The organism is Chryseobacterium sp. LJ668 (genome assembly GCF_019613955.1).
Lineage (GTDB): Bacteria > Bacteroidota > Bacteroidia > Flavobacteriales > Weeksellaceae > Chryseobacterium.
This window is the reverse complement of the sequence record NZ_CP080443.1, coordinates 419276-441520: the sequence shown is the minus strand read 5'-3', so window position 1 is coordinate 441520 and position 22245 is coordinate 419276. Positions and strand designations below refer to the sequence as shown.

Sequence of the window (22245 nt, the reverse complement as noted above, 5' to 3'; positions counted from 1 at the left end):
TATGAGAGCAAAATTTCCTAAATTTTTTAGAGAAAATTGTTTAGATTTTTTTCTTTTTAATTTTTTGATTGTGTTGCCATCAATTCGTTTTTTTGATAAAATACTTTCAATTCCAATTTTTGTTATTTATTTTATAGTTGCAAATATTATTTATATATTCCGAACTAAGATTTCGAATTTAAAAATTTTTCGATATAAATGGTGGATCTTATTTATAGTCGTTAGTACTGTTTTAAATTGCATCATTTATCCCAAAGTAGATGATCGTAAAAATTCTGGTAAGGGTTCTACAGGAGATGATGCTATAATTCTTGCTGCACAAACTCTGAAAACAACTGGGAAACTTTACGATGTTTATATTGATGAAAATACACCTATAAGTCCCGGACCTGGCTGGGTGCTTATCAACTCAGGTTTTGTTCTTTTAGATTTATATGTCTTCTTTAGTCCTTTTTATTTACTCATTCTGTTTTTAGTTTTACGAAAATATGTTTTCAACGATAAAGAACTAAATATGTTTGCTTTATTTACAGGAATAACGCTTGTTTTCTGGGAACTACTTTTCAATGGTCATGATATTTTACCTTTTTCATTATCATTTCTCATCATTTCTATTGTTATATTTTATAAATCACACGATAAAAGTTCTCTTTGGCAGTTTATTGTATTAGGATTTTTACTCGGTATATTATCTACATCCAGAATTGTGTTTATTTTTCTTCCATTCTTATTTTCATTCCTCGTAATGAATCTCAATAGAAAAAAAGGAGTAATTCTGCTGATAGTATCTTTGTCTGTCAACCTTTTTTTTAATATTTATTTCTATTCAATCAATACACGGTTTCAGCCTTTGCATCTTTTTAATAAAGGCTTAGGTATTTTAGGAAAAGAAGTTTTTATTTTTTTATTATTGTTAGGATGCTTAGGATTCTTCTTTTTTACAAGATTGAAAAGTTACCAACTGATATTATTTGAGAAAAGGGTTTTTATAATATTAGGTATGTTCTTTTTCCCAATTGCTTATATTGATTTAATAAGAATTGATTTTCAATTTTCAGTTTGGGAAGGCGCAAATTATTTGATGCCGTTGTTAGGGTTCTATATTTTACAGACTATATCTAATATGAATTTCGAAATAAAATAATTAATTTACTATTCATAATGATTATATAATTTTATTATATATTTACAATCTAACATCATAAAACTTTACCATGAAAAAAATCGCATTTTCAATTGTGCTACTATTCAGTATGCATGCATTTTCACAAACTTGGAATCTTTCCGGAAATGGAGGGACAACTGCAGGAACCAATTTCCTTGGCACAACAGACAATCAACCTATTGTATTTAAAGTTAACAATTCAGAACAAGTAAGACTTTCAGCAAATGGAAGACTTGTTTTTTATAACAACAATGGAATAACATATACGAATAACTTATATGTCGGAGGTGGTAATGAGATACCCTCTAATAATGCAGGAGGAGTAAATTTTGCGAATACTGCTGTTGGTTTGGGTGCAATGAGCGCAAATTCTACGGGATCTTCTAATACGGTATTAGGTTTTAATTCTCTAGCATCTAATTCCACTGGGTTTGGTAACACCTCACTTGGAGTCAATGCGATGCAACAAAGCACTACAGGGAATTGGAATGTTGCAATAGGTGTAAATGCATTGCATAATTTACAATCGGGAGAAGGTAATACGGCTATTGGTGTCGGTACGATGCAAGGAGATGGTTTTGTCGGCACGTACAATACTTCACTCGGATTAGATGCAGTTAGAGACTTTCATAATGGTAATTATAATACTATTATAGGTGCAAGATCACTTAGAAGTTTATCGACCGGTTCAAATAATATTGTATTAGGATATAATAATTTGTCCACCTATGTTTTAAACAATGTCAATAATAACATTTTTATAGGAAATAATATCACGCCATTTAATTCTCATCCCAATAATGAACTAAATATAGGTAACTGGATCAAAGGCAACAATGGGACTATAGGAATTGGTGACTTCGCCAATCAGCTACCAGCCGACGGAATTGCACAAGACGGAGAGAAATATAAGCTTTTTGTAAAAGACGGCATTAAAACCGAAAAAGTAAAAGTGGATATAGCAGCAAATAACGGCTGGGCAGATTATGTTTTCCAAAAAGATTATAAACTGATGCCACTTCATGAGCTTGATCAATTTATCAATAAAAATGGGCATCTTCCGGAAGTCCCTACAACAGAAGAAGCTATTAAAAACGGTATCGAACTAAAAGAAATGAATATTTTACTTCTTAAAAAGGTAGAGGAACTTACACTTCATGTAATAGAACAGCAAAAACGTATTGAGACTTTAGAAAAGAAAATCAAGTAAAAAAAGTTAATATCAAGATTATGAAAAAAATAATATTAACTTTTTTAATGTTTATACCGATGTTTATATTTTCTCAAGGAGAAAATGATAACTGGTATTTTGGAGGATACGCTGCAGTGAATTTTCCTGCAGCAGGAAATCCTATTGCATTGGTAGATAATCAATTATCTTCTCCAGTAACTGCATCAGTAAGTGACTCAAATGGTAATCTATTGTTTTACACTAATGGAGAAACCATAATGACACGTGAGCATAATACAATGCAAAATGGAAATATGAATTATTATATTGCACAATCAAGTATTACTATCGTTCAGAATCCTGGCAATGCCAATCAATATTACATTTTTGTCACAAAAACAATTGGTAGTACCTCAACTGCAGATCCTGAAATATTAATGTACTCGATTGTTGACATGTCGCAGGGATCTTTAGGAACAAATGGGTTTCCACTAGGAGCAGTTTTATCTAATTTTAAAGAAATACCAATTCATTCAAATTATCAGTCAACAAACCTGTCTGCTACCTTTAGCATAATTAAACATCATAATGGTAATTCTTTTTGGGTGGTCACTCATGATGCAAATCAAATTTATAGTTATTTAGTAGATGCCAACGGGGTAAGCTCTAATCCGGTTCAAAGCTATCTAAATATTAATATTCCTTCTAATACGGTAGGTTATGGCACAACAATGAGATCTTCTCCGCCTTTAAATTTTTCAAATTTTTCAAATTATTTATTAGTTAATATGAATAATGGAAATAATGTTTCAAAAGTTTTATCATTTAATAATACAACTGGAACATTAACCAATGATTATGAATTAGAAATATCAAGTGTTTTTCCCACTGTAGGTGAGTTTAATAAAGATTCTTCAGTTTTGTATTTAGGAAGAAATAATGATTCACAAATATATGCTGTCGATATGCTAAATTCTGTTACATCTCCAATTTATCAACAAATTTATAATAATAGTAATCCTTATTTTGAGTGTGGAGATATTAAAAGAAATGCATTAAATGATATTTATATGAGCTTCAGTACAAATTATGGGTATTTGAGTAAAATTATGAATCCCAATTCTTATAATTCCAGTTATGTTGATTTAGATAACATCTATTTATCAGGTAAAGTTACGTATAGTCTGTTGCCAAATTTTGTATATACATTTGCTGGAAATCAATGTGTTAATAGTTACGTACTAAGCAATCCCGAAACAAATGTAAATCATACTTATCAAGCTTCAGATTACATAGAAACAAACGGGGCTTATGAAGTAAGTGTTGCTAACAAAAATATTTCTATGAAGGCAGGTAAAAGTGTCTTTTTGAATACGGGAACTTTTATTACAACAGGCTCGAATTATTCTTACCTTGCTAAAATTGAAAATTGCAGTTCAACAAAAACTCTATCTGATGAAAAAGATAAAGTAAAAATCGAAAATTTTAGAAAAAACATTCACTTGAAAATTTCTTTAGATAAGGAAACAGTAAATAGTTCTGATTTACGAATCTATCCCAATCCCACAACGGATTTCCTAACCATTGTAACAACAGCTGAAATCAGTAATATTTCGGTTTCAGATTTGGTAGGGAGAAAATTTAATGCCACTTTTACATTAGATAAAAAAGTTGATGTGCGAAGTCTTCCATCAGGGGTGTACATTATTAATATCAAAACTTCCAAAGGAAATTCAACTCAAAAATTCATTAAAAAATAACAAAAAAAATAACCAAAAAATAAGCCTTCCGATCTGGAAGGCTTTATTTTTTTATTTCTTTCTAGAAAAATTACTCTTATTTTTTGGCTTCTTGCTATGATCTGATTTTTGCTGTTGACCTGCGGCGGCGGATCTTGGTCTCGGGATAAAAGGTTTGTTGTTAGAATCTCTTTTTTCGACCACCAGATTATCGGTATGGAACGGGTGATTTTTCTCAACAGGAATTTTCATTCCAATTAGTTTTTCAGTATCTTTTAGGTTTAATAAATCTAAACCGTCCACAAATGAAATTGAAGATCCTTCTGCTCCGGCACGGCCAGTTCTTCCGATTCTGTGAACGTAGGTTTCTGCTACATCAGAAAGTTCATAGTTGACAACATATTTCAGTTCGTCAATATCAATTCCTCTCGCTGCAATGTCTGTGGCAACCAAAACACGCGTTCTGCCTGATTTAAAATTATTCAGGGCATTCTGTCTTGCGTTTTGAGATTTATTTCCGTGAATCGCCTCTGTGGAGATGTTGCTCGACTGTAGTTTTCTTGCAATTTTATCAGCCCCATGTTTTGTTCTTGAAAAAACCAAAACAGAATCTGATATATCATTCTGCAGAATATGCGTTAGAAGATCGAGTTTATTTTCTTTATCAACAAAATATACAGCCTGTTTGATTGTTTCCGCAGTGGAAGAAATCGGAGTTACAGAAACTTTAATCGGTGTATTCAAAATTGAATCTGCCAATTTCTGAATTTCTGTTGGCATTGTAGCAGAAAAGAAAAGAGTTTGCCTTCTTGGTGGTAAAAGCTTTATAATTCTTTTGACATCATGTACAAAACCCATATCCAGCATTCTGTCTGCTTCATCCAGTACGAAAATTTCAAGATGTTTTAAACTGATAATTCCCTGAGCAATAAAGTCTAATAATCTTCCGGGCGTGGCAACCAGAATATCAACACCTCTTCTCAAGGCATTTTCCTGACTTCCTTGTTTTACCCCTCCGAAAACGACCAGCTTTCTTAAAGGTAAATTTTTACCGTATGCATTGAAGCTTTCTTCAATTTGTATGGCTAATTCTCTTGTTGGAGTAAGAATTAAAGCTTTAATATGATTGTTCTTAGGTCCTTTTCTTTCCGTAAGATTCTGCAGGATAGGAATCGCAAAAGCAGCAGTTTTCCCTGTTCCTGTCTGGGCTGTACCCAATAAGTCTCTGTGTTCTAAAATAGAAGGAATAGATTGTTCCTGAATAGGTGTCGGTTTTTCATAACCTTCTTGGTGAAGCGCATCTAAAATGGGCTTGATAATGTTTAAGTCTGTAAATAACAAAATTGTATTGTGTATTAAAATAGTGCGGGTGAAGCAGTATACTTCATCATTTTTAGCAAATCTGCTAAAAATTTTAACAGAATTATAAGTAAATTATTACTTTACTGGCTGAGAATGCCGCGAAATATACCGCAAAGATAGACTAAATTAATTAAATGCTGTTATTTCACTTTTGTCCACTGCTGATTCTGTTTCAGATCTTCAAAGAATTGATATACTTTCATCAGTTTTTCCGAGCCTCTTTTGCCATAGTCTTCTGTATTTTTTGATGTTCCGTCTGCGAATTTAATTCTCAGGTAAGAGGTAGGAAGATCCGTTACATTATTATTTCCGTATTTGTCGTTCAGATTTTTAACATCTAAATCATCTAATAAGGTTAGAAGTTTATTATAATCAGCTTCTTTGATTGTGGTGGTGAAAGTTCCTTCTCTTGGTTTAGAAAATTCGTCTTTAGTTGTTCCTTTAGAAAAATTAAAATGTTCTGCTTCCAGGACTGCAGTTCGGTCTGCCTGAATGGTCATTTTATAAATTGGGCAAAACCCGAAACATGCGCCGGCTTCATATTCGATTGTTGAATATTTTGACTGAACTTTTTGTGACTGGCAAGCGAACAGAATTGTAATGGCAAAGAGACTTAATAGATATTTCATTGTTTTAAAATTTAATCTCTGTCTCTCAATAAACGTTCCAAAGGGGTATTGATGATGAACAAAAAAAAGGATAAACATTAATGCTTATCCTTTTATACTTTAAATACAAATATTTTTATCCGTGTAATTTATTCCAGATGGCATCTTTCAGTGCCATCAGGTTTTCTCCGGTCACGCCAGAAAAGAATATGGGCTTTCTGTTCTCCGGAAATTCTGCTGAAATTTCTTTTTTCAGTTCATCATCCAGAAGATCTGCCTTTGAGACAGAAACAAGAAAATCTTTATCCAGTAGTTCCGGATTGTATTCTTTTAATTCGTTCTCCAGAATTTTAAATTCCTGAAAGTGATTTTCAGAGTCTGCAGGAATTAAAAACAATAAGATTGAATTTCTTTCAATATGTCGTAAGAATCTGTGTCCTAAACCTTTTCCCTCTGCTGCTCCTTCAATAATTCCGGGAATATCTGCCATGACGAAAGATTTGTAATTTCTGTAATCTACAATTCCAAGGTTTGGAGTTAAAGTAGTAAATGCATAGTTGGCAATTTTTGGTTTAGCCGCAGAAACAGATGCTAAAAGAGTAGATTTTCCGGCATTTGGGAAACCTACAAGACCTACGTCGGCCAATATTTTGAGCTCGAAAACAATGTATCCTTCCTGCCCATCCATTCCCGGCTGCGCATAACGTGGTGTTTGGTGGGTTGATGATTTGAAATGCTCATTACCTTTACCACCTTTACCTCCTTCCATTAGGATGATTTCCTGACCGTGCTCCAAAATTTCGCCTACAATTTCACCTTCTTCATTTTTGGCAATTGTACCGATAGGAACTTCGATGTAAACATCATCTCCGTATGCACCGGTTAGCTGGTTTTTTGCTCCATTTTGTCCGCGTTCAGCTTTTACGTGACGGGTGTAACGCAGAGGAAGCAACGTCCATTCCTGTGAATTTCCTTTCATAATCACGTGACCACCACGACCACCATCTCCGCCATCAGGACCACCTTTCGGAATATATTTTTCACGACGAAGATGGGCAGAACCTGCACCGCCATGACCGCTTTTACAATGAATTTTTACGTAATCTACAAAATTTGACATTTCTTACAATTTGAGTTATGAGCTATGAATTATGAGAATGAATCGTATGAACTTATAACTCATCACTCACAACTTTAAACTATTTTATTTTTTCTACTTCAGCAAAAAGCTCTTCAGAAATCTCGTTGATTTCTCCAACGCCGTTGATCTCTACATATTTTCCTTGTTGTTTGTAAAGCTCGGCAACTTCGGCTGTTTTTGCGTAGTATTCTTTAATTCTATTTTCTATAATTTCTACATTGCTGTCATCGGTTCTACCGCTTGTTTCACCTCTTTTAAGCAATCTTTCTACTAAAATTTTGTCTTCAACGACCAATGAAAGACAGACATCGATATTATTGTTCAGCTCTTCTTTTACAATTTTTTCCAAAGCTTCCGTCTGTACGGCCGTTCTTGGGTAACCGTCAAAAATGAATCCTGAAGCATCAGTAGGCTTTCTTAATTCGTCAATCAGCATATCGATCGTTACCTGATCAGGAACCAATTCTCCTTTGTCGATATAAGATTTTGCCAATTTCCCAAGTTCGGTATCATTCTTCATGTTGAATCTGAAAAGATCACCAGTAGAGATTTGCTTTAAATTAAATTTCTCAATCAGATTTTGAGCTTGAGTCCCTTTTCCACTTCCTGGAGGGCCGAACAGAACAATGTTTATCATAGCGTTGAGGAGCTTTTAGCATTTGGCAATTAGCGATTAGCTTTTGGCTATGGCAAACTGCATCTTTGCTATCAGATTATTTTAGTTATTATTAAATTTCTTTTTTTTCTACTTATTAATTGTAAGCTAAAGGCTATTTGCCATTAGCAAGCAACCGTTAATGATTGATTTTTCCGTCAGCCAATTGATATAAATTAGGAAGATTTCTACCCAATTCATCATAATCAAGACCGTACCCTAAAACAAATTTGTTGGGAATTTCTTTTCCGATGTAATCTAATTTAAAATCTTTTTTATACACTTCAGGCTTTAATAAGAACGAAGCAATTTTTACAGATTTCGGACGTTGTGTTTCATTAAAATATTTAAATAAACTTTCAACTGTATTTCCTGTATCTACGATGTCTTCTACCAGGATGATGTGACGGTCTTTCACATCTTTCGTCAGTTCCATTTTTTGGTAAACAATACCTGTAGATTCGGTCCCGGAATAGGAGCTCATCTGGATAAAAGCAATTTCACATTCTCCCGGATAATGCTTCAGAAGATCTGAAAAAAACATGATCACCCCATTCAGCACACCGATGAAAACAGGAATTTCGTCCTTATAATCTTCATAAATTTTCAAAGCAGTTGCTTTTACAATCTCCTGAATTTCGGCTTCCTCTAAATAAGGAACAAAAGTTTTGTCGAAAACTTGAATACTTTCCATAAAATTTTTAGTAGGCGGCAAAGTTACGGAATTTTGATGAAAGTTTTTTGTGAGGTGTGTCAGGTTTGTGAAACTTGTTTTATAACAATAATTAGTAAAATATTTACGAATTCAAATTCCCCTCCAGTGGAGGGGTGGATCAATTTTTCAGAGAAGATTGGGACGGGGTGGTTTCAACAGCATGATCTTCCTAACCCAGATAGAAACGGTTACCCCGCAGTAGGGGTTGGGTCATGCAGCTGGAACGAGGAGTATAAGTGGATAGCTGGAAATAACTTCTGAAAACAAATAATGGAGACTATCGGTATTATAAAATTATCCTTTTGAAATGACAAAAAATGATTTGAAAATTTAAATTCCTTATCTTTGCAATTCACAAAATCCCAAACAACCCTCATGTAGAATTTAATTTCTTTCAGATTTAATAAACAATAACAGAAAAATGTTGTTGCAGTTTTAACTTTAATTACAGAAAGAAATTATGCTTTTTCTACACAATATATCCTTTGGGTTTCCAGCGGGGAATCTGCTGTTTAATTCTATCAACTTAACGATAACATCACAAGCAAAATCGGCTTTGGTCGGAAGTAACGGCATGGGAAAATCTACCTTGCTGAAAATTATTGCGAAAGAAATTGAACCCTTGGAAGGAAACGTTAATATTCTTGACGATATTTTCTATGTTCCGCAGATGTTCGGAAATTTTAATGACCTGACAATTGCACAATGTTTAAAAATTAATAAAAAATTAGAAGCTCTTCAAAAAATCACGAGTGGGGAAGTGGACGAAATGTATTTTGAAATTTTAAATGACGACTGGGATATCGAAGAGCGCTGTCAAATGGCTCTACAACATTGGAAATTGGAGAATTTAAATTTAAATCAAACCTTAGAAAGCCTGAGTGGCGGACAAAAAACAAAGGTTTTTTTAGCAGGAATTCAGATCAATCAACCTGAAATTGTTTTACTGGATGAACCGACCAATCATCTCGATTTGGAAGGAAGAAATCTGTTGTATGATTTTATTGAAAAGACAAATTCTACGGTTGTGATTGTAAGTCACGATCGTGCATTGCTGAATTTGGTTGATACCATTTTCGAATTGAGCAATCAGGGAATTTCGACCTACGGCGGAAATTTTGATTTTTATGCCGAACAAAAAGAAATCGAAAATGAAGCGCTGCAAAACGATATTCACTCGAAAGAACGCGCGCTGAAAAAAGCAAAAGAAAAAGAACGGGAAACCTTGGAACGAAAGCAAAAACTCGATGCAAGAGGAAAACAAAAACAGGAAAAATCGGGTGTGGCGAGAATTATGATGAATACATTGCGGAATAATGCCGAAAAAAATTCTTCCAAATTAAAAGGGATTCATGCTGAGAAAATTAATGATATTTCCGGTGATTTGAGGGATTTGCGTTCGTCTGTGAGAAATGCGGATCAGATGAAAGTGAATTTTAATGATTCCAATTTGCATTCGGGGAAAATTTTGGTTTCAGCGGAGAGAATTAACTTTAAATATCATCAAGAAAATCTTTGGAAAGAAAATATCAATCTTGAAATCCGAAGTGGTGACAGAATTTCGATCAAAGGTTCGAACGGTTCCGGGAAAACCACTTTGATCAAGCTTTTGTTAAGAGATTTGCAACCTTCTGTTGGGAAGATTTCGAAAGCAGATTTTAATACGATTTATATTGATCAGGAGTATTCTCTGATTGACAGAAATGCGACGGTCTATGATTTTGCCCAACAGTTTAATGACAATGCGATGCAGGAATCTGAAGTGAAAACTTTACTGTCAAGATTTTTATTCGGAAAGGAAAGCTGGGACAAAAAGTGTGATGTACTGAGTGGTGGAGAACGTCTGCGGCTTCTTCTGTGCGGACTTTCCATCAGCAGTAAAGCACCTGATATGATTATTCTCGATGAACCGACAAATAATTTAGACCTTCAAAATGTGAAAATTCTGACGAATTCTATTAAGGATTATCATGGAACTTTGGTGATGATTTCGCATGACGGGGTGTTTTTGGAGGAGATTGGAGTGAAGAGTGAGGTTTTGTTATAATAAATATGACTTTCTATACAACCAATTGTGTATAGAAAGTCAATTTTTGTTCTTCTGTTTGAACTTTTCCTGCGTAGCTTCCATATGATTTCCCAGAGTAAGCTCCCGTTTTAAAATAATCACATAATAGTTTAATGACATGATCAATATCCTATTCGTTTTCGAATTGAATTTTTCCATTCTTTACATTAATGGGAGCATTTTTCTTTCTTCCTAATTTTTCTAATTTGTTTATAGTTCGAGGAGATAAAGCATTTAAATTTCTAAATTTTTGCAACTTAATTAATTTTTTCACCCAAAAAATAAATTCCCCCTCAAATTTGCCCACCCAATTTTTTAAAAGTAATTTTGTACGAATCTAAAATAAAAGTAAAATATGTCAACTTACGTAGTTGTAGGTCTTCAGTACGGAGATGAAGGTAAAGGAAAAATCACGGATGTTTTATCGGCAAAATCTGATTATGTAGTGCGTTTCCAAGGGGGCGACAACGCTGGTCACACGGTGTATGTGGGTGAAGAGAAATTTGTTTTGCACCTTCTTCCTTCAGGAGTTTTGCAATGTAAAGGGAAATGTATCATTGCCAATGGTGTCGTGGTAAATCCTAAATCTTTCATTAAAGAGGTTGGTCAGATTGAGAGCAAAGGCTTAAGAACAGACCACATCTTTATCAGCAGAAGAGCGCATGTCATTATGCCTTACCACATTCTTTTGGATACTTACCGTGAAGAAGAGCAGGGAGGAACTCAAATTGGGACAACTAAAAAAGGAATCGGACCTTGCTATGAAGATAAAATTGCAAGAATCGGGATCAGAATGGTAGATCTTTTGAATCCTGAGATTTTAAGAGATAAAATTGAGAAAAACTTAAAAGTTAAAAACTCTCTTTTTGAAAAATATTACGGAAAGCCTACGTTGGATGTTGAAGAGATTTACAACGAATATTTAGAGATCGGAAAACAGCTTCAGGAAAGAATCGTTGACACTGAATTAGAACTGAACGAAGCCATCAGAGACGGTAAAAATGTTTTATTTGAAGGAGCTCAGGCATTGATGTTGGATATCGACTTCGGAACCTATCCTTATGTTACATCATCTTCTCCGTCAACCGGAGGAGTTTGTACTGGAGCGGGTGTTCCACCAACGTCACTTCAGAATTTAATTGGTGTTGCCAAAGCATATTGTACTAGAGTAGGAAACGGACCTTTCCCTTCTGAACTGGATAATGAATTGGGTGAAAGCATCAGACAAATCGGTGGTGAATTCGGAGCGACTACAGGAAGACCTAGAAGAACAGGTTGGTTAGACTTGGTTTCCTTAAAGCACGCTTGTATGATCAACGGAATCAATAACTTAGTAATTACTAAATTAGACGTTCTTACAGGAATCGAGAACTTAAAAATCGTTACCAATTATAAAACTGAGGACGGAAAAATCATCGACTATTTCACTTCATCAACAGAAAAATTGTATAACTACGAACCGATCTATCAGGATTTACCGGGTTGGAAGGAAGATTTAACGAAGGTCAGAAGCTATGATGAGCTTCCGGATACTGCTCAAAAATATATTGAGTTTATCGAAAAGTATTTAGGAATCAATGTTTACCTAGTTTCTGTAGGGCCGGAAAGAAGTCAGAATATCATCAGAAAAGAATTGTTCTAATTTTTTTCCAATATGAATTACAAAATCCTGTGAAAGCGGGATTTTTTTTGTTTACAGATTGAACCAGTTATAACAAATTTCGTACATCTTATTTTCAGCATAGTTAATTTTTCATTTTATCATGACTTTTTTAATCTTGTTTAAGTTTTAGCAATTTTTTGGCAAATATTTTGATATTGTTTCAAAGATTAATAGAAACTGTATAGAAAACTAATAATTGCAATATTATTAACAAATTTAATTTTTATCGTGATGAAACACCTACAAACCAATCAGGATTTCCGATTCAATGAAGTCCTTTTCGAAGGCCGTAACAAACAGTACGGCGCCTATGTACTAAGAAATGAATCAGACAGAATCTTAACCAAAGCACTTTTTATAGGTGTTAGTTTATTGGCTGCAATTTCGATTACACCAATGATTATTTCGGCTTTTAAAACCGATGAACCAGTGACAGACGGAGGATATGTACTTCCTCCACCAATGTTTATCCCGGATGATCCTATTGTGAAGCCACCAGTGAAAATTGAGCCTGTAAAAGCTACCCCTCCTCCAAGTGTGAAGCAGTATAATGCAGAGGTAGTCACCCCGAGAAGAAATGCAGATGAAAGTCAAATTGTAAAAGATATCCCTAGAGATGCTATTGCTGGTGTAAAGAACGATTTTATTGCACCTCCGGCTGCGCAAAATACATATGTTCCGCCAACTGCAATTCCTGGAAACGGTCCCATTAATCAAGTACAACCTCCGGTAAATGTAGTTATTAAAGATCCTAAAGCAATTGATAAGTTTCCTGCCGTACAGGCTAGTTTTGAGGGTGGGATAGACTCGTTCAGAAATAAAGTAATGAATAAATTTGATACTTCAGCATTTGAAGATCAAACTAGTGTAGCTACTGTTGTTACCTTTATTGTAGAAACAGATGGAACAATTTCAGATATCAAGACCAATGGAAAAGACGCCACCTTTAATGCAGAAGCACTAAGAACAATTAAAGCCGTAAAAGGTAAATGGATTCCTGGTAAAAATAAAGATGGTGATGCCGTGAGAAGTTATTTCAAATTCCCGATTTCAATGAGATTCGATAATTAAATATATTCAAAACAACTCTTGACACTTATCCACAAAATACTATATTTTGTGGATAATTTTTTTAATGTCTAAAATCCTTATTAACAATATTTTAACTCAACTTTCGTTTTAGCCATTCCTTGAAAGCAGAGAAAAATGTGTATTTTTGAAACTTAAAGTTCAAGCAATGGCAAAAATCATAGGTATCGCTAATCAGAAAGGGGGTGTGGGGAAAACTACAACTGCTGTCAATTTAGCCGCGGCATTAGGGGTATTAGAGAAAAAAATATTAATCATAGACGCAGATCCGCAGGCTAATGCGACATCGGGTCTTGGGGTTGAAGAGGTTCAGTATTCCACGTACAATTTATTGGAACACAGTGTGGAAACAAGAAATTGTATTCAGAAAACCACAACTCCTAATCTTGATATTGTGCCCTCTCACATTGATTTGGTTGCTGCTGAGATTGAATTGGTTGATAAGGTCAATCGTGAGTACATGCTGAAAAAAGCATTGCAAAGCGTAAGAGATGACTATGATTATATTATTATTGACTGTGCTCCAAGTTTAGGTTTGATTACCATCAATGCTCTTACAGCAGCAGACTCCGTAATCATCCCCATTCAATGCGAATATTTTGCTTTGGAAGGTTTGGGAAAACTCTTGAATACCATTAAAAACGTTCAGAAAATCCACAATAAAGATCTGGATATTGAAGGTCTTTTGCTGACTATGTATGATAGCCGATTGAGACTTTCAAATCAGGTAGTGGAAGAAGTGAATGCTCACTTCCCGGAAATGGTTTTTGAAACCATTATCAGCAGAAACGTAAGGTTGAGTGAAGCACCAAGTTTTGGTGAGAGTATCTTAAACTATGATGCAGAAAGTAAAGGAGCGATTCAATATCTTCAACTGGCAGAAGAAGTACTTTTGAAAAACGAGAATTTAGTTAAGAATTAAAAGCTAAAAGCCATAGGTATTAAGCTATAAACATAGTATGAAAGATAAAAAAAGAGCGATGGGACGTGGTTTAGGTGCGATTTTGAGTGCAGAATCCAAAGCTATGGTAAACTCCGCGACTGATGAAGGTGCAGATAAATTTGTGGGAAATATCGTGGAAGTTTCCATCGAAGATATATACCCGAATCCTACTCAGCCAAGAACTTATTTTGACGAAAAAGCATTAAATGAACTTGCACAGTCTATTAAAAATCTTGGTGTAATCCAGCCGATTACTCTTAGAAAAGACGGCGAAAACTTTGAGATCATTTCCGGGGAAAGACGTTTCAGAGCAAGTAAAATCGCAGGTCTTACATCAATTCCGGCATACATCCGTCTGGTTAATGATCAGGAATTACTGGAAATGGCGCTTGTGGAAAACATCCAGCGTGAAGATCTTGATTCTATAGAAATTGCGCTTACCTATCAAAGACTCCTAGACGAAATCGGGATGACTCAGGAAAATCTGAGCCAGAGAGTAGGGAAAGACCGAAGTACGATTACCAATTCTATCAGATTATTAAGATTGAGTCCGGATATTCAGAATGCGATCAGAAGCGGTGAGATCTCGGCAGGACACGGCAGAGCCATCATCAGTATGGATAATGAGGAACTTCAGAAAATTTTATTTGATCTGATCATCAAAGATAAGTTGAATGTGCGCCAAGCGGAACAGGCCGCAACTGCCTTAAAAAATCCAAAATCACCTGCCACGAAATCAGCAAAAGCTGAACTTTCGAATAATTATAAAAGAGCTCAGAAAACAATTGCTGATATTCTGGATGTAAAAGTTGAAATCAGAACCACCGGAAGCGGGAAAAAAGGTAAAATTGTACTCGACTTCAAAAATGAAGACGAGTTGGAGTATATTTTATCCCATATCAAATAAATGAAAAAAACACTATTCACATTTTTCTTATGTGCTTATGCGGTTATTTATTCGCAGATAATTCCTCGTGACACCGTAATAAACCGAGATACGAAGGTAGAAACCGTTGCGAGTGACAGCACAATGCTGAATAAAATTCCTGAAACTTCTATTGTCGAAAGTATAGAAAAAGCAAATGCGCCCGCTAAAGTTATGGTGAAGAAATTAAATCCTACAAAGGCGGGTTTATATTCTGCAGTTTTGCCGGGATTGGGACAGTTCTACAATAAAAAATACTGGAAAATCCCCATTGTCTGGGGAGCTGTTGGAGCAGGCGCAGGCATTGCTATCTGGAATCAAAATCAATATAAAAAATACCGCGAATATTACATCGCAAAACTCAACGGAACTCCGAATGAGTTTGTAGATCAGCGCCCATATTTAGATAAAATTGCTTTGGGAAATGCGCAGGATAGATCAAAGAGGCAACGTGATTATGCGATTGCGATTACCGGTCTTATCTATATTTTAAATATTGTAGATGCTGTAGTAGACGCTCATTTGTATGAAGGTCGTAAAGACCCGGATCTTACATTTACACCCGCTGTAATTTATGATGATTTCGGAAACAATCCGCCAAAGACAGGATTAAGTTTAAATTTCAAGTTTTAAAACTTTGTAGATATGAAAATTGCGTTAGTCGGATATGGTAAAATGGGCAAAATTATCGACGAGATTGCCACAAAAAGAGGTCATGAAGTGGTTGCGCGACTGAAAGAAACTCCAACTGCTGAAAATTTGAATAATCCCGATGTTGTGATCGAATTTTCTTTACCCGAAGTAGCTTTTGATAATATAAAAGCCTGTCTGGAAAATAAAATTCCGGTGATTTGCGGAACAACTGGCTGGCTCGAAAGAAAATCTGAAATTGAAAATCTTGCTATAGAAAACGAAACTGCATTTTTATACGGATCAAATTTTAGTTTAGGGGTCAATTTATTTTTTGCTTTAAACGAAAAATTAGCTGATTTAATGAAAAGTGTTGACGAATATTCTTGTCAGCTTGAAGAAATTCACCATATACACAAGTTGGATGCTCCCAGCGGTACAGCAATTTCTTTGGCGGACGGAATTTTTAAAAATAATCCTAAATATGATGCCTGGAAGCTTGAGGAGACTCAAGATAAGCAATTGGGGATTTTTGCCATACGTGAAGATGAAGTTCCGGGAACTCATAGTGTATTTTACAGAAGTGATGTTGATGAGATTGAAATTAAACATAAGGCGTTCAACAGAAACGGTTTTGCATTAGGTGCAGTTGTCGCTGCAGAATGGATCAAAGATAAAAAAGGAAATTTTACAATGAAAGACGTTTTAGGACTTTAATTTTGTAACAAAACCATAATTTAGCAAACTAATAATAGAATTTGTGTAACTGCTCATTACCACTTACACATCGCTCAGTACTCAAATTATAGATAGGCACAGAAATTTATGAATTATTTTTTAACATATTTAGTTTATGTTCTCATTTTATCAGTATTGATGGGAATTTCCACTTGGAAGCTGTTCAAGAAAATGGGGTATAGTCCGCTATTGGCGTTCGTACCTTTTTACAATTATTTTATTATTTTAAAAGAAACGGAGCACCCGAAGTGGTGGGCAATTTTATCATACCTGCCAATCGTGGGACCTATTATGATGTCTGTTTTCCATATTTATCTGATGAAAAAATTCGGTAAAAGTCTTGTTCAGCATCAGGTTCTTACTGTAATTCTACCTTTCATTTACATGGCAACCGTCAACTATTCTAAAGATGCAGAATTAGAAGATGAAAATGATTTGTATCTGACAGAAGAAGAAAAGTCTTCAAAAAAGAAAGATACTTTTGCTGGATCCATAACCTTTGCGGTAGTTTTTGCTACGATCATTCACGTTTTTTTCACGCAGCCTTTTGGTATTCCAACAGGATCGATGGAAAGAACGCTTTTGGTAGGAGACTTTCTTTTTGTCAATAAATGGAGTTACGGTTACAGATTACCAATGCGTCCTTTGGCAATCCCATTCTTGCAAGGAACTATTCTTGATACCGGTGAAAAAGGAAACCCGAAAGATGATCCAAAATCTTATGTGGAAGCAGTAAAATTACCTTATGAAAGAATTTTCCAATTCAATAAGCCTCAGAAAAATGATATTGTAGTTTTTAACTATCCGCGAGATTCTGTACACGTTTCGCTTGACCGTGCTGATCCTTATGTGAAAAGATGTGTTGCTGTTGCAGGTGATACTTTCGAGATGAGAAACGGAAGATTATTTGTGAACGGAAAACCTGAAACAGTTTTGGGAGATCAGGAAGTTCAGCATTCATTTATTTTGAAAACATCTAGTCAATTAGATATTTCTGCGTTATACAATATTTATGGATTTTTGCCTGTTCAAGAAATGCCTAATTATAATGAAGATCCCATTACAAAACAGAAAACTATTATAGGATTCACTTATTTATTTCAAGGCCTAACAAATTCAGTTGCTAAAGAAATTAAAGCACTTCCACAGGTTCTAGACTTCAAAGAAGAAATTCAAGCAAAGGGAAACGTTGATATAAGATATTTTCCACGAAAAGACAAAAGCGGAGAAGTTTTAAGAAATGATTTAGATGAAGCTCTACTTTCTAGCAAAATTGACACTACAAATTGTATTTTCCCAATCAATAAAGGATGGAACCAAGATCAATATGGGCCACTTAAAATTCCTAAAAAAGGTGATGTTGTTGCTATCAATACACAGACGTTACCAGAATATCAGTGGATCATTAAAAACTATGAGCATAATACATTAGAATATAAAAACGGTAAAATGTTCATCAACGGAAAAGAAGCCAATCAATACACAATTCAGCAGGATTATTATATGATGGTCGGTGACAATAGGGATGCTTCACTTGATGCAAGATTTTTTGGTTTTGTACCGGAATCAAACATCGTTGGAAAACCAATGTTTACCTGGATGAGTTTAGAAGGTGCTTTTAAAGATAATAGTTCAAGTTATCAAGCTAATAAAGGTTCGTTTTTTGGGATGAAAATCCGCTGGGACAGAATGTTTAAAGCAACCAATACCGGTGAAGCCAACAAAACTTCATATTGGTGGATCGCCGCAATGATTCTTGTTCTTTTCTTCGGCTGGGAATATTTCGTTAAACTTTTCGGGAAAAAGAAAAAAGAAGAAGATTTATAACTGATTTATAAAGTAAATAAAATGAAGTATTTGAGAAAATACTTCATTTTATATATAAAAACAATGGAGAACGTATTATTACCGGTATTTTATCTACCACCCATATCGTGGTTTTCGGTCTTTTTAAACCCCGAAAATGAAGTGTTCTTTGAACAGTATGAAAGCTTTCCCAAGCAGACCTTTAGAAACAGGACCAATATTTATGGAGCAAACGGAAAACTTTCACTGATTATTCCAATCGATCATACCGGAAAAAGAGAAATCAAAGATATCGAAATTTCTTATAGAGAAGACTGGTTAAAGATTCATTGGAAATCTATAAAAAATGTTTACCGGGGCTCTGCATATTTTGAATATTATGAAGATAAATTTGAAGTGCTTTATCAGAAAAAAGAGAAATACTTGTTAGATTTTAATTTAAAAAGTATAGATATTATTCAGAAAATACTGAAGACAGAAAAGGCATACTCTTTGAATGAAGAGTATATCAAAAATCCTTCTGAAATAAACTTTCGTGAAAAATTTTCTACGAAAGCCGAGCCGGAATTTGAAATGGAAGAGTATTATCAGATCTTCACAGATAAATACGGTTTTTTAAAAGATTTATCGATTTTAGATCTTATTTGTAACAAAGGACCGGAATCTGTGACTTATCTTAAAAATATTAAATAATTCTTACAAAATGAAGAACATAGTTTTAGCTGCTGTATTTTTAGCAGGTTTTAGTTTTACGTATGCACAGGATGCAAAAGCTACAGCTCTTGATCCGAAACAAGATAAGGATTTGATGACGTGGTATCATAAAGATTTTGCTACATCAAAAGTGTATGGTGTAAACACAGAAAATGCTTACAAATTTCTTGAATCCAAAGGTCTTAAACCCAAAACAGTCGTTGTTGGTGTTTTAGACAGTGGAGTACAAGTTGATCACCCGGGATTGGTAAAAAATATTTGGTCAAATCCTAATGAAGTTCCAAATAATGGTAAAGATGATGATAGAAACGGCTACATAGATGATGTTCACGGATGGAATTTCATCGGAGGAAAAAACGGTGATATTGACGTAGATAACATGGAAGTTACCAGAGTTGTTGCCAAATATAAATCTGTTTTTGAAGGTGATGATTCTACAAAGAACAAAGCAAATCAGGCAAAAATGCCAGAAGAATTTGCGATGTATATGAAGTCTAAAGAGCTTTTTACCAAGAAAAGTGTAGAAGCTGCACAAAGCTTCAAGCAATTCACAATGATCAATGAGGCAATTCCTGAAATGGTTAAAATGTTAAACGGAAAACCTTTGACAAAAGAAAATTTAGCCAGCATTAAGCCAACAGAGCAAAAGCAGGCAATAGGCTTGCAGATTTTGAATAATTTGGCTCAAAATCCTGAACTGGCAGGAAAATCTCCTTCTGATGTGGAGAAATTCTTGAAGGAGGAAATAAAAAATGCGCTTGATCATTTTGGTCCTATGGCCAAACAATATGATCTTACTTATGACCCACGAGCAGAAGTTGTAGGTGATAACTATGATGATTATTCTGAAAAAAATTACGGAAATAACCATTATCAAGGTCCTGATGCAGAGCACGGTACTCACGTTTCAGGTATTATTGCCGGCTTGCCGCAAGGGAAAGAAGTTCAGTATGGTGTTGCTTCAAAAGTTGCCAAAATTATGGTGGTGAGAACCGTTCCTAATGGTGATGAAAGAGATAAGGATGTTGCCAATGCCATAAAATATGCTGTAGATAACGGAGCGAAAGTTTTAAATATGAGCTTTGGAAAACCTGTTTCTCCGGGTAAAAGTGTAGTGTGGGATGCTTTTAAATATGCTCAGGATAAAGGAGTTCTTTTAGTGAAAGCAGCAGGAAATGAAAATGAAGATGTGGCAGAACATTTGGCATATCCTACCAACTTCAAGAATATTACAGATGAAGCTCCTTTCGTAAACAATGTTTTGGTTGTGGGTGCAAGTACCAACAGAAATAATGAGTTGAGAGCTGGCTTCTCAAACTACAATAAAAAAATGGTGAATGTATTTGCTCCGGGTGAAGAAATATATTCTACTGTACCAAATAATGAGTATAGCTATCAGCAGGGAACATCAATGGCTTCTCCTGTAGTTGCAGGTGCTGCAGCGGTGTTATTGGCATACATGCCAAATCTAAAGCCTGCACAGATTATTGAGGCTCTAGTTAAAACTAGCAACGCAAATACAGAAAATGAGTTTGGAAACAAATCTCAGGCAGGAGGTGTTATTGATCTAGAAAAAGCAGCTCAATATGCATTTACGAAATTCTATACAGGAAAATCTTCTAAGATGAATAAACCAGTAAAAGCTAAAAAAGCTGTAAAGTCTAAAAAAGCTTTGAAATTGTAATTATTAAATATTCATTCATTAATGATAACAAAAGCCCGATATTTTCGGGCTTTTGTTTTGAGTTATTCTATTTTGGCACGGTTTTTTTATATACTTTATTTATAATAATAAACAACACTATGAAAAACTTATTACTAGCGTCAATTTTAGGAACATCACTCTTTGCAGTGTCTTGTTCGTCCGTTAAAAAAGCGGGAGATGCACAAAGCAACAGATCTGAATTTTTGAAAATGAAAGGAGATTTTCAGATTGTCAGTATAGAATATGATAAGCAATATAAAATCAAACCATTTGATGAAGGTGCAGACGCACAGTGCTTTATCGGAAGTCATTGGAGATTTATACCTAACAACTATACGGGAGCTTATACATTGAATGGTGGTGGGCAGTGTCCTGCACTTACGCAGCCAATAAAATTTGAAGTAAAGGACGGAAATACCTTTATGTTTAAAAAAATTCAGGATGGTACAAAGGCAAAACAAAATACTGTAGGCTATACGCTAGACGTCATCAATCAGACTACAGACCAGTTTTCTTTAGAACAAAATGTGCCTTTTGATGGAAGTACGGTAAGAGTTGTTTACAACTTTGAAAGAACAGGAATGAAATAAATTAATTTAAAATAAATACTATGAATTTTAATAGAACATATATAGGAGCATTTTTCTTATCTTCAGCATTATTGCTTACAAATTGTGAGACCATTCAGAATTCTAATCATCAACAAAGAGGTACTGCAGTGGGTGCAGCTTCAGGAGCAGTGATCGGCGGAGTTCTAGGGAATAATGTTGGGAAAGGTAAAAATGCAGCTTTAGGTGCCGTTTTAGGAGGTATTATTGGTGGAGTTGCAGGTAACGTAATCGGTAGTAAGATGGATAAGCAGGCTAAAGAAATTAAAGAAACTTTACCGGGTGCTGAAGTAGAAAGAGTAGGTGATGGTATTAAAATTACAATGAATGAAAGTATAGTTACTTTTGCGTTCAATTCATCAGATCTTACTTCTATTGCAAAGACAAATTTAGATAAGCTGACTGAAGTTTTAGTAAATAATCCTGATACGAACATCAATATATACGGCCATACAGACAGTGTAGGTGCTGACGATTATAATCAAAAATTATCTGAAAGAAGAGCTAATTCTGTGAAATCTTATTTGATGTCTAAAGGAATAGCGTCAAGCAGAATGTTTGCTTTAGGAGAAGGAGAATCAATGCCTGTAGCATCAAATGATACAGATGCAGGAAGAGCAAAAAACAGAAGAGTAGAGTTTGCAATTACAGCAAACGAAAAAATGATTAATGACGCTCAGAAAGGTCAGTAGTCATTAGTATAAAATATAATCAGAAAAAACCGCTTTGGCGGTTTTTTTTGTATTTTTATGCGGCATTTATTTTTTGCTTTAAATTCACTAATTTTGCAAATGAAATTA

20 protein-coding genes are annotated in these 22245 nt (G+C 34.7%); 15 read left to right on the top strand and 5 right to left on the bottom strand.

The annotated features are described in order from the left end of the window. The first annotated feature begins 1 nt into the window (after position 1). The 3 genes from K0U91_RS02150 (at position 2) to K0U91_RS02140 (ending at position 4096) form a co-directional block, all read left to right on the top strand. Positions 2–1144, top strand: coding sequence for a hypothetical protein (locus K0U91_RS02150; protein WP_220180239.1), 1143 nt, complete (start codon positions 2–4; stop codon positions 1142–1144). A 94-nt stretch (positions 1145–1238) separates the two neighbouring features. Beyond that, positions 1239–2375 carry an autotransporter outer membrane beta-barrel domain-containing protein gene (locus K0U91_RS02145; protein ID WP_220571811.1) on the top strand — a complete coding sequence of 379 codons (1137 nt, stop codon included), beginning with the start codon at positions 1239–1241 and terminating at the stop codon, positions 2373–2375. Between the two features lie 20 nt (positions 2376–2395). Next, a complete protein-coding gene (locus K0U91_RS02140; RefSeq protein ID WP_220180237.1) occupies positions 2396–4096 on the top strand; it encodes a T9SS type A sorting domain-containing protein in 1701 nt (566 codons plus the stop codon). Between the two features lie 51 nt (positions 4097–4147). Here K0U91_RS02140 and K0U91_RS02135 read toward each other — a convergent pair whose 3' ends face one another. The 5 genes from K0U91_RS02135 to hpt form a co-directional block, all read right to left on the bottom strand. Beyond that, entirely contained in the window at positions 4148–5416 is a 1269-nt protein-coding gene (locus tag K0U91_RS02135) for a DEAD/DEAH box helicase (RefSeq protein ID WP_219971177.1), read from the bottom strand. A gap of 161 nt (positions 5417–5577) precedes the next feature. Continuing rightward, a complete protein-coding gene (locus K0U91_RS02130) occupies positions 5578–6066 on the bottom strand; it encodes a DUF6438 domain-containing protein (RefSeq protein ID WP_220180236.1) in 489 nt (162 codons plus the stop codon). A gap of 115 nt (positions 6067–6181) precedes the next feature. Continuing rightward, complete coding sequence (gene obgE, locus K0U91_RS02125; protein WP_220180235.1) at positions 6182–7165, bottom strand: GTPase ObgE; 984 nt, start codon at positions 7163–7165, stop codon at positions 6182–6184. A gap of 79 nt (positions 7166–7244) precedes the next feature. After that, positions 7245–7823, bottom strand: coding sequence for an adenylate kinase (locus K0U91_RS02120; RefSeq protein WP_220180234.1), 579 nt, complete (start codon positions 7821–7823; stop codon positions 7245–7247). A gap of 157 nt (positions 7824–7980) precedes the next feature. Beyond that, positions 7981–8535 (bottom strand): hypoxanthine phosphoribosyltransferase, encoded by a 555-nt coding sequence (gene hpt / locus K0U91_RS02115; RefSeq protein WP_219971172.1) that lies wholly within the window; start codon positions 8533–8535, stop codon positions 7981–7983. 481 nt (positions 8536–9016) lie between these two features. Between hpt and K0U91_RS02110 the strand changes: the two genes are divergently transcribed. The 12 genes from K0U91_RS02110 to K0U91_RS02055 all read left to right on the top strand — a co-directional run bounded on the left by K0U91_RS02110 (position 9017) and on the right by K0U91_RS02055 (position 22137). Beyond that, a complete protein-coding gene (locus tag K0U91_RS02110) occupies positions 9017–10603 on the top strand; it encodes an ABC-F family ATP-binding cassette domain-containing protein (RefSeq protein WP_220180233.1) in 1587 nt (528 codons plus the stop codon). Positions 10604–10979: 376 nt separating this feature from the next. Further along, positions 10980–12266, top strand: coding sequence for an adenylosuccinate synthase (locus tag K0U91_RS02105; protein WP_220180232.1), 1287 nt, complete (start codon positions 10980–10982; stop codon positions 12264–12266). A 252-nt stretch (positions 12267–12518) separates the two neighbouring features. Further along, on the top strand, positions 12519–13358 hold the full coding sequence (locus tag K0U91_RS02100; RefSeq protein WP_220180231.1) for an energy transducer TonB: 840 nt from the start codon (positions 12519–12521) through the stop codon (positions 13356–13358). 166 nt (positions 13359–13524) lie between these two features. After that, complete coding sequence (locus K0U91_RS02095) at positions 13525–14298, top strand: ParA family protein (RefSeq protein WP_219971164.1); 774 nt, start codon at positions 13525–13527, stop codon at positions 14296–14298. Positions 14299–14335: 37 nt separating this feature from the next. Next, positions 14336–15226, top strand: coding sequence for a ParB/RepB/Spo0J family partition protein (locus tag K0U91_RS02090; protein ID WP_219971163.1), 891 nt, complete (start codon positions 14336–14338; stop codon positions 15224–15226). Beyond that, positions 15227–15877 carry a DUF5683 domain-containing protein gene (locus K0U91_RS02085; RefSeq protein WP_220180230.1) on the top strand — a complete coding sequence of 217 codons (651 nt, stop codon included), beginning with the start codon at positions 15227–15229 and terminating at the stop codon, positions 15875–15877. A gap of 12 nt (positions 15878–15889) precedes the next feature. After that, positions 15890–16591 carry a 4-hydroxy-tetrahydrodipicolinate reductase gene (gene dapB, locus K0U91_RS02080; protein ID WP_220180229.1) on the top strand — a complete coding sequence of 234 codons (702 nt, stop codon included), beginning with the start codon at positions 15890–15892 and terminating at the stop codon, positions 16589–16591. 108 nt (positions 16592–16699) lie between these two features. After that, positions 16700–18439 carry a signal peptidase I gene (gene lepB, locus K0U91_RS02075; RefSeq protein ID WP_220180228.1) on the top strand — a complete coding sequence of 580 codons (1740 nt, stop codon included), beginning with the start codon at positions 16700–16702 and terminating at the stop codon, positions 18437–18439. Positions 18440–18502: 63 nt separating this feature from the next. Next, positions 18503–19111, top strand: a complete 609-nt coding sequence (locus tag K0U91_RS02070) for a WbqC family protein (RefSeq protein WP_220180227.1) — start codon at positions 18503–18505, stop codon at positions 19109–19111. Positions 19112–19121: 10 nt separating this feature from the next. Further along, positions 19122–20816, top strand: a complete 1695-nt coding sequence (locus K0U91_RS02065) for a S8 family serine peptidase (protein ID WP_220180226.1) — start codon at positions 19122–19124, stop codon at positions 20814–20816. A 119-nt stretch (positions 20817–20935) separates the two neighbouring features. Next, on the top strand, positions 20936–21427 hold the full coding sequence (locus K0U91_RS02060) for a lipocalin family protein (RefSeq protein WP_219971157.1): 492 nt from the start codon (positions 20936–20938) through the stop codon (positions 21425–21427). Between the two features lie 20 nt (positions 21428–21447). After that, positions 21448–22137, top strand: a complete 690-nt coding sequence (locus K0U91_RS02055; protein WP_220180225.1) for an OmpA family protein — start codon at positions 21448–21450, stop codon at positions 22135–22137. The last annotated feature ends 108 nt before the right edge of the window (positions 22138–22245 follow it).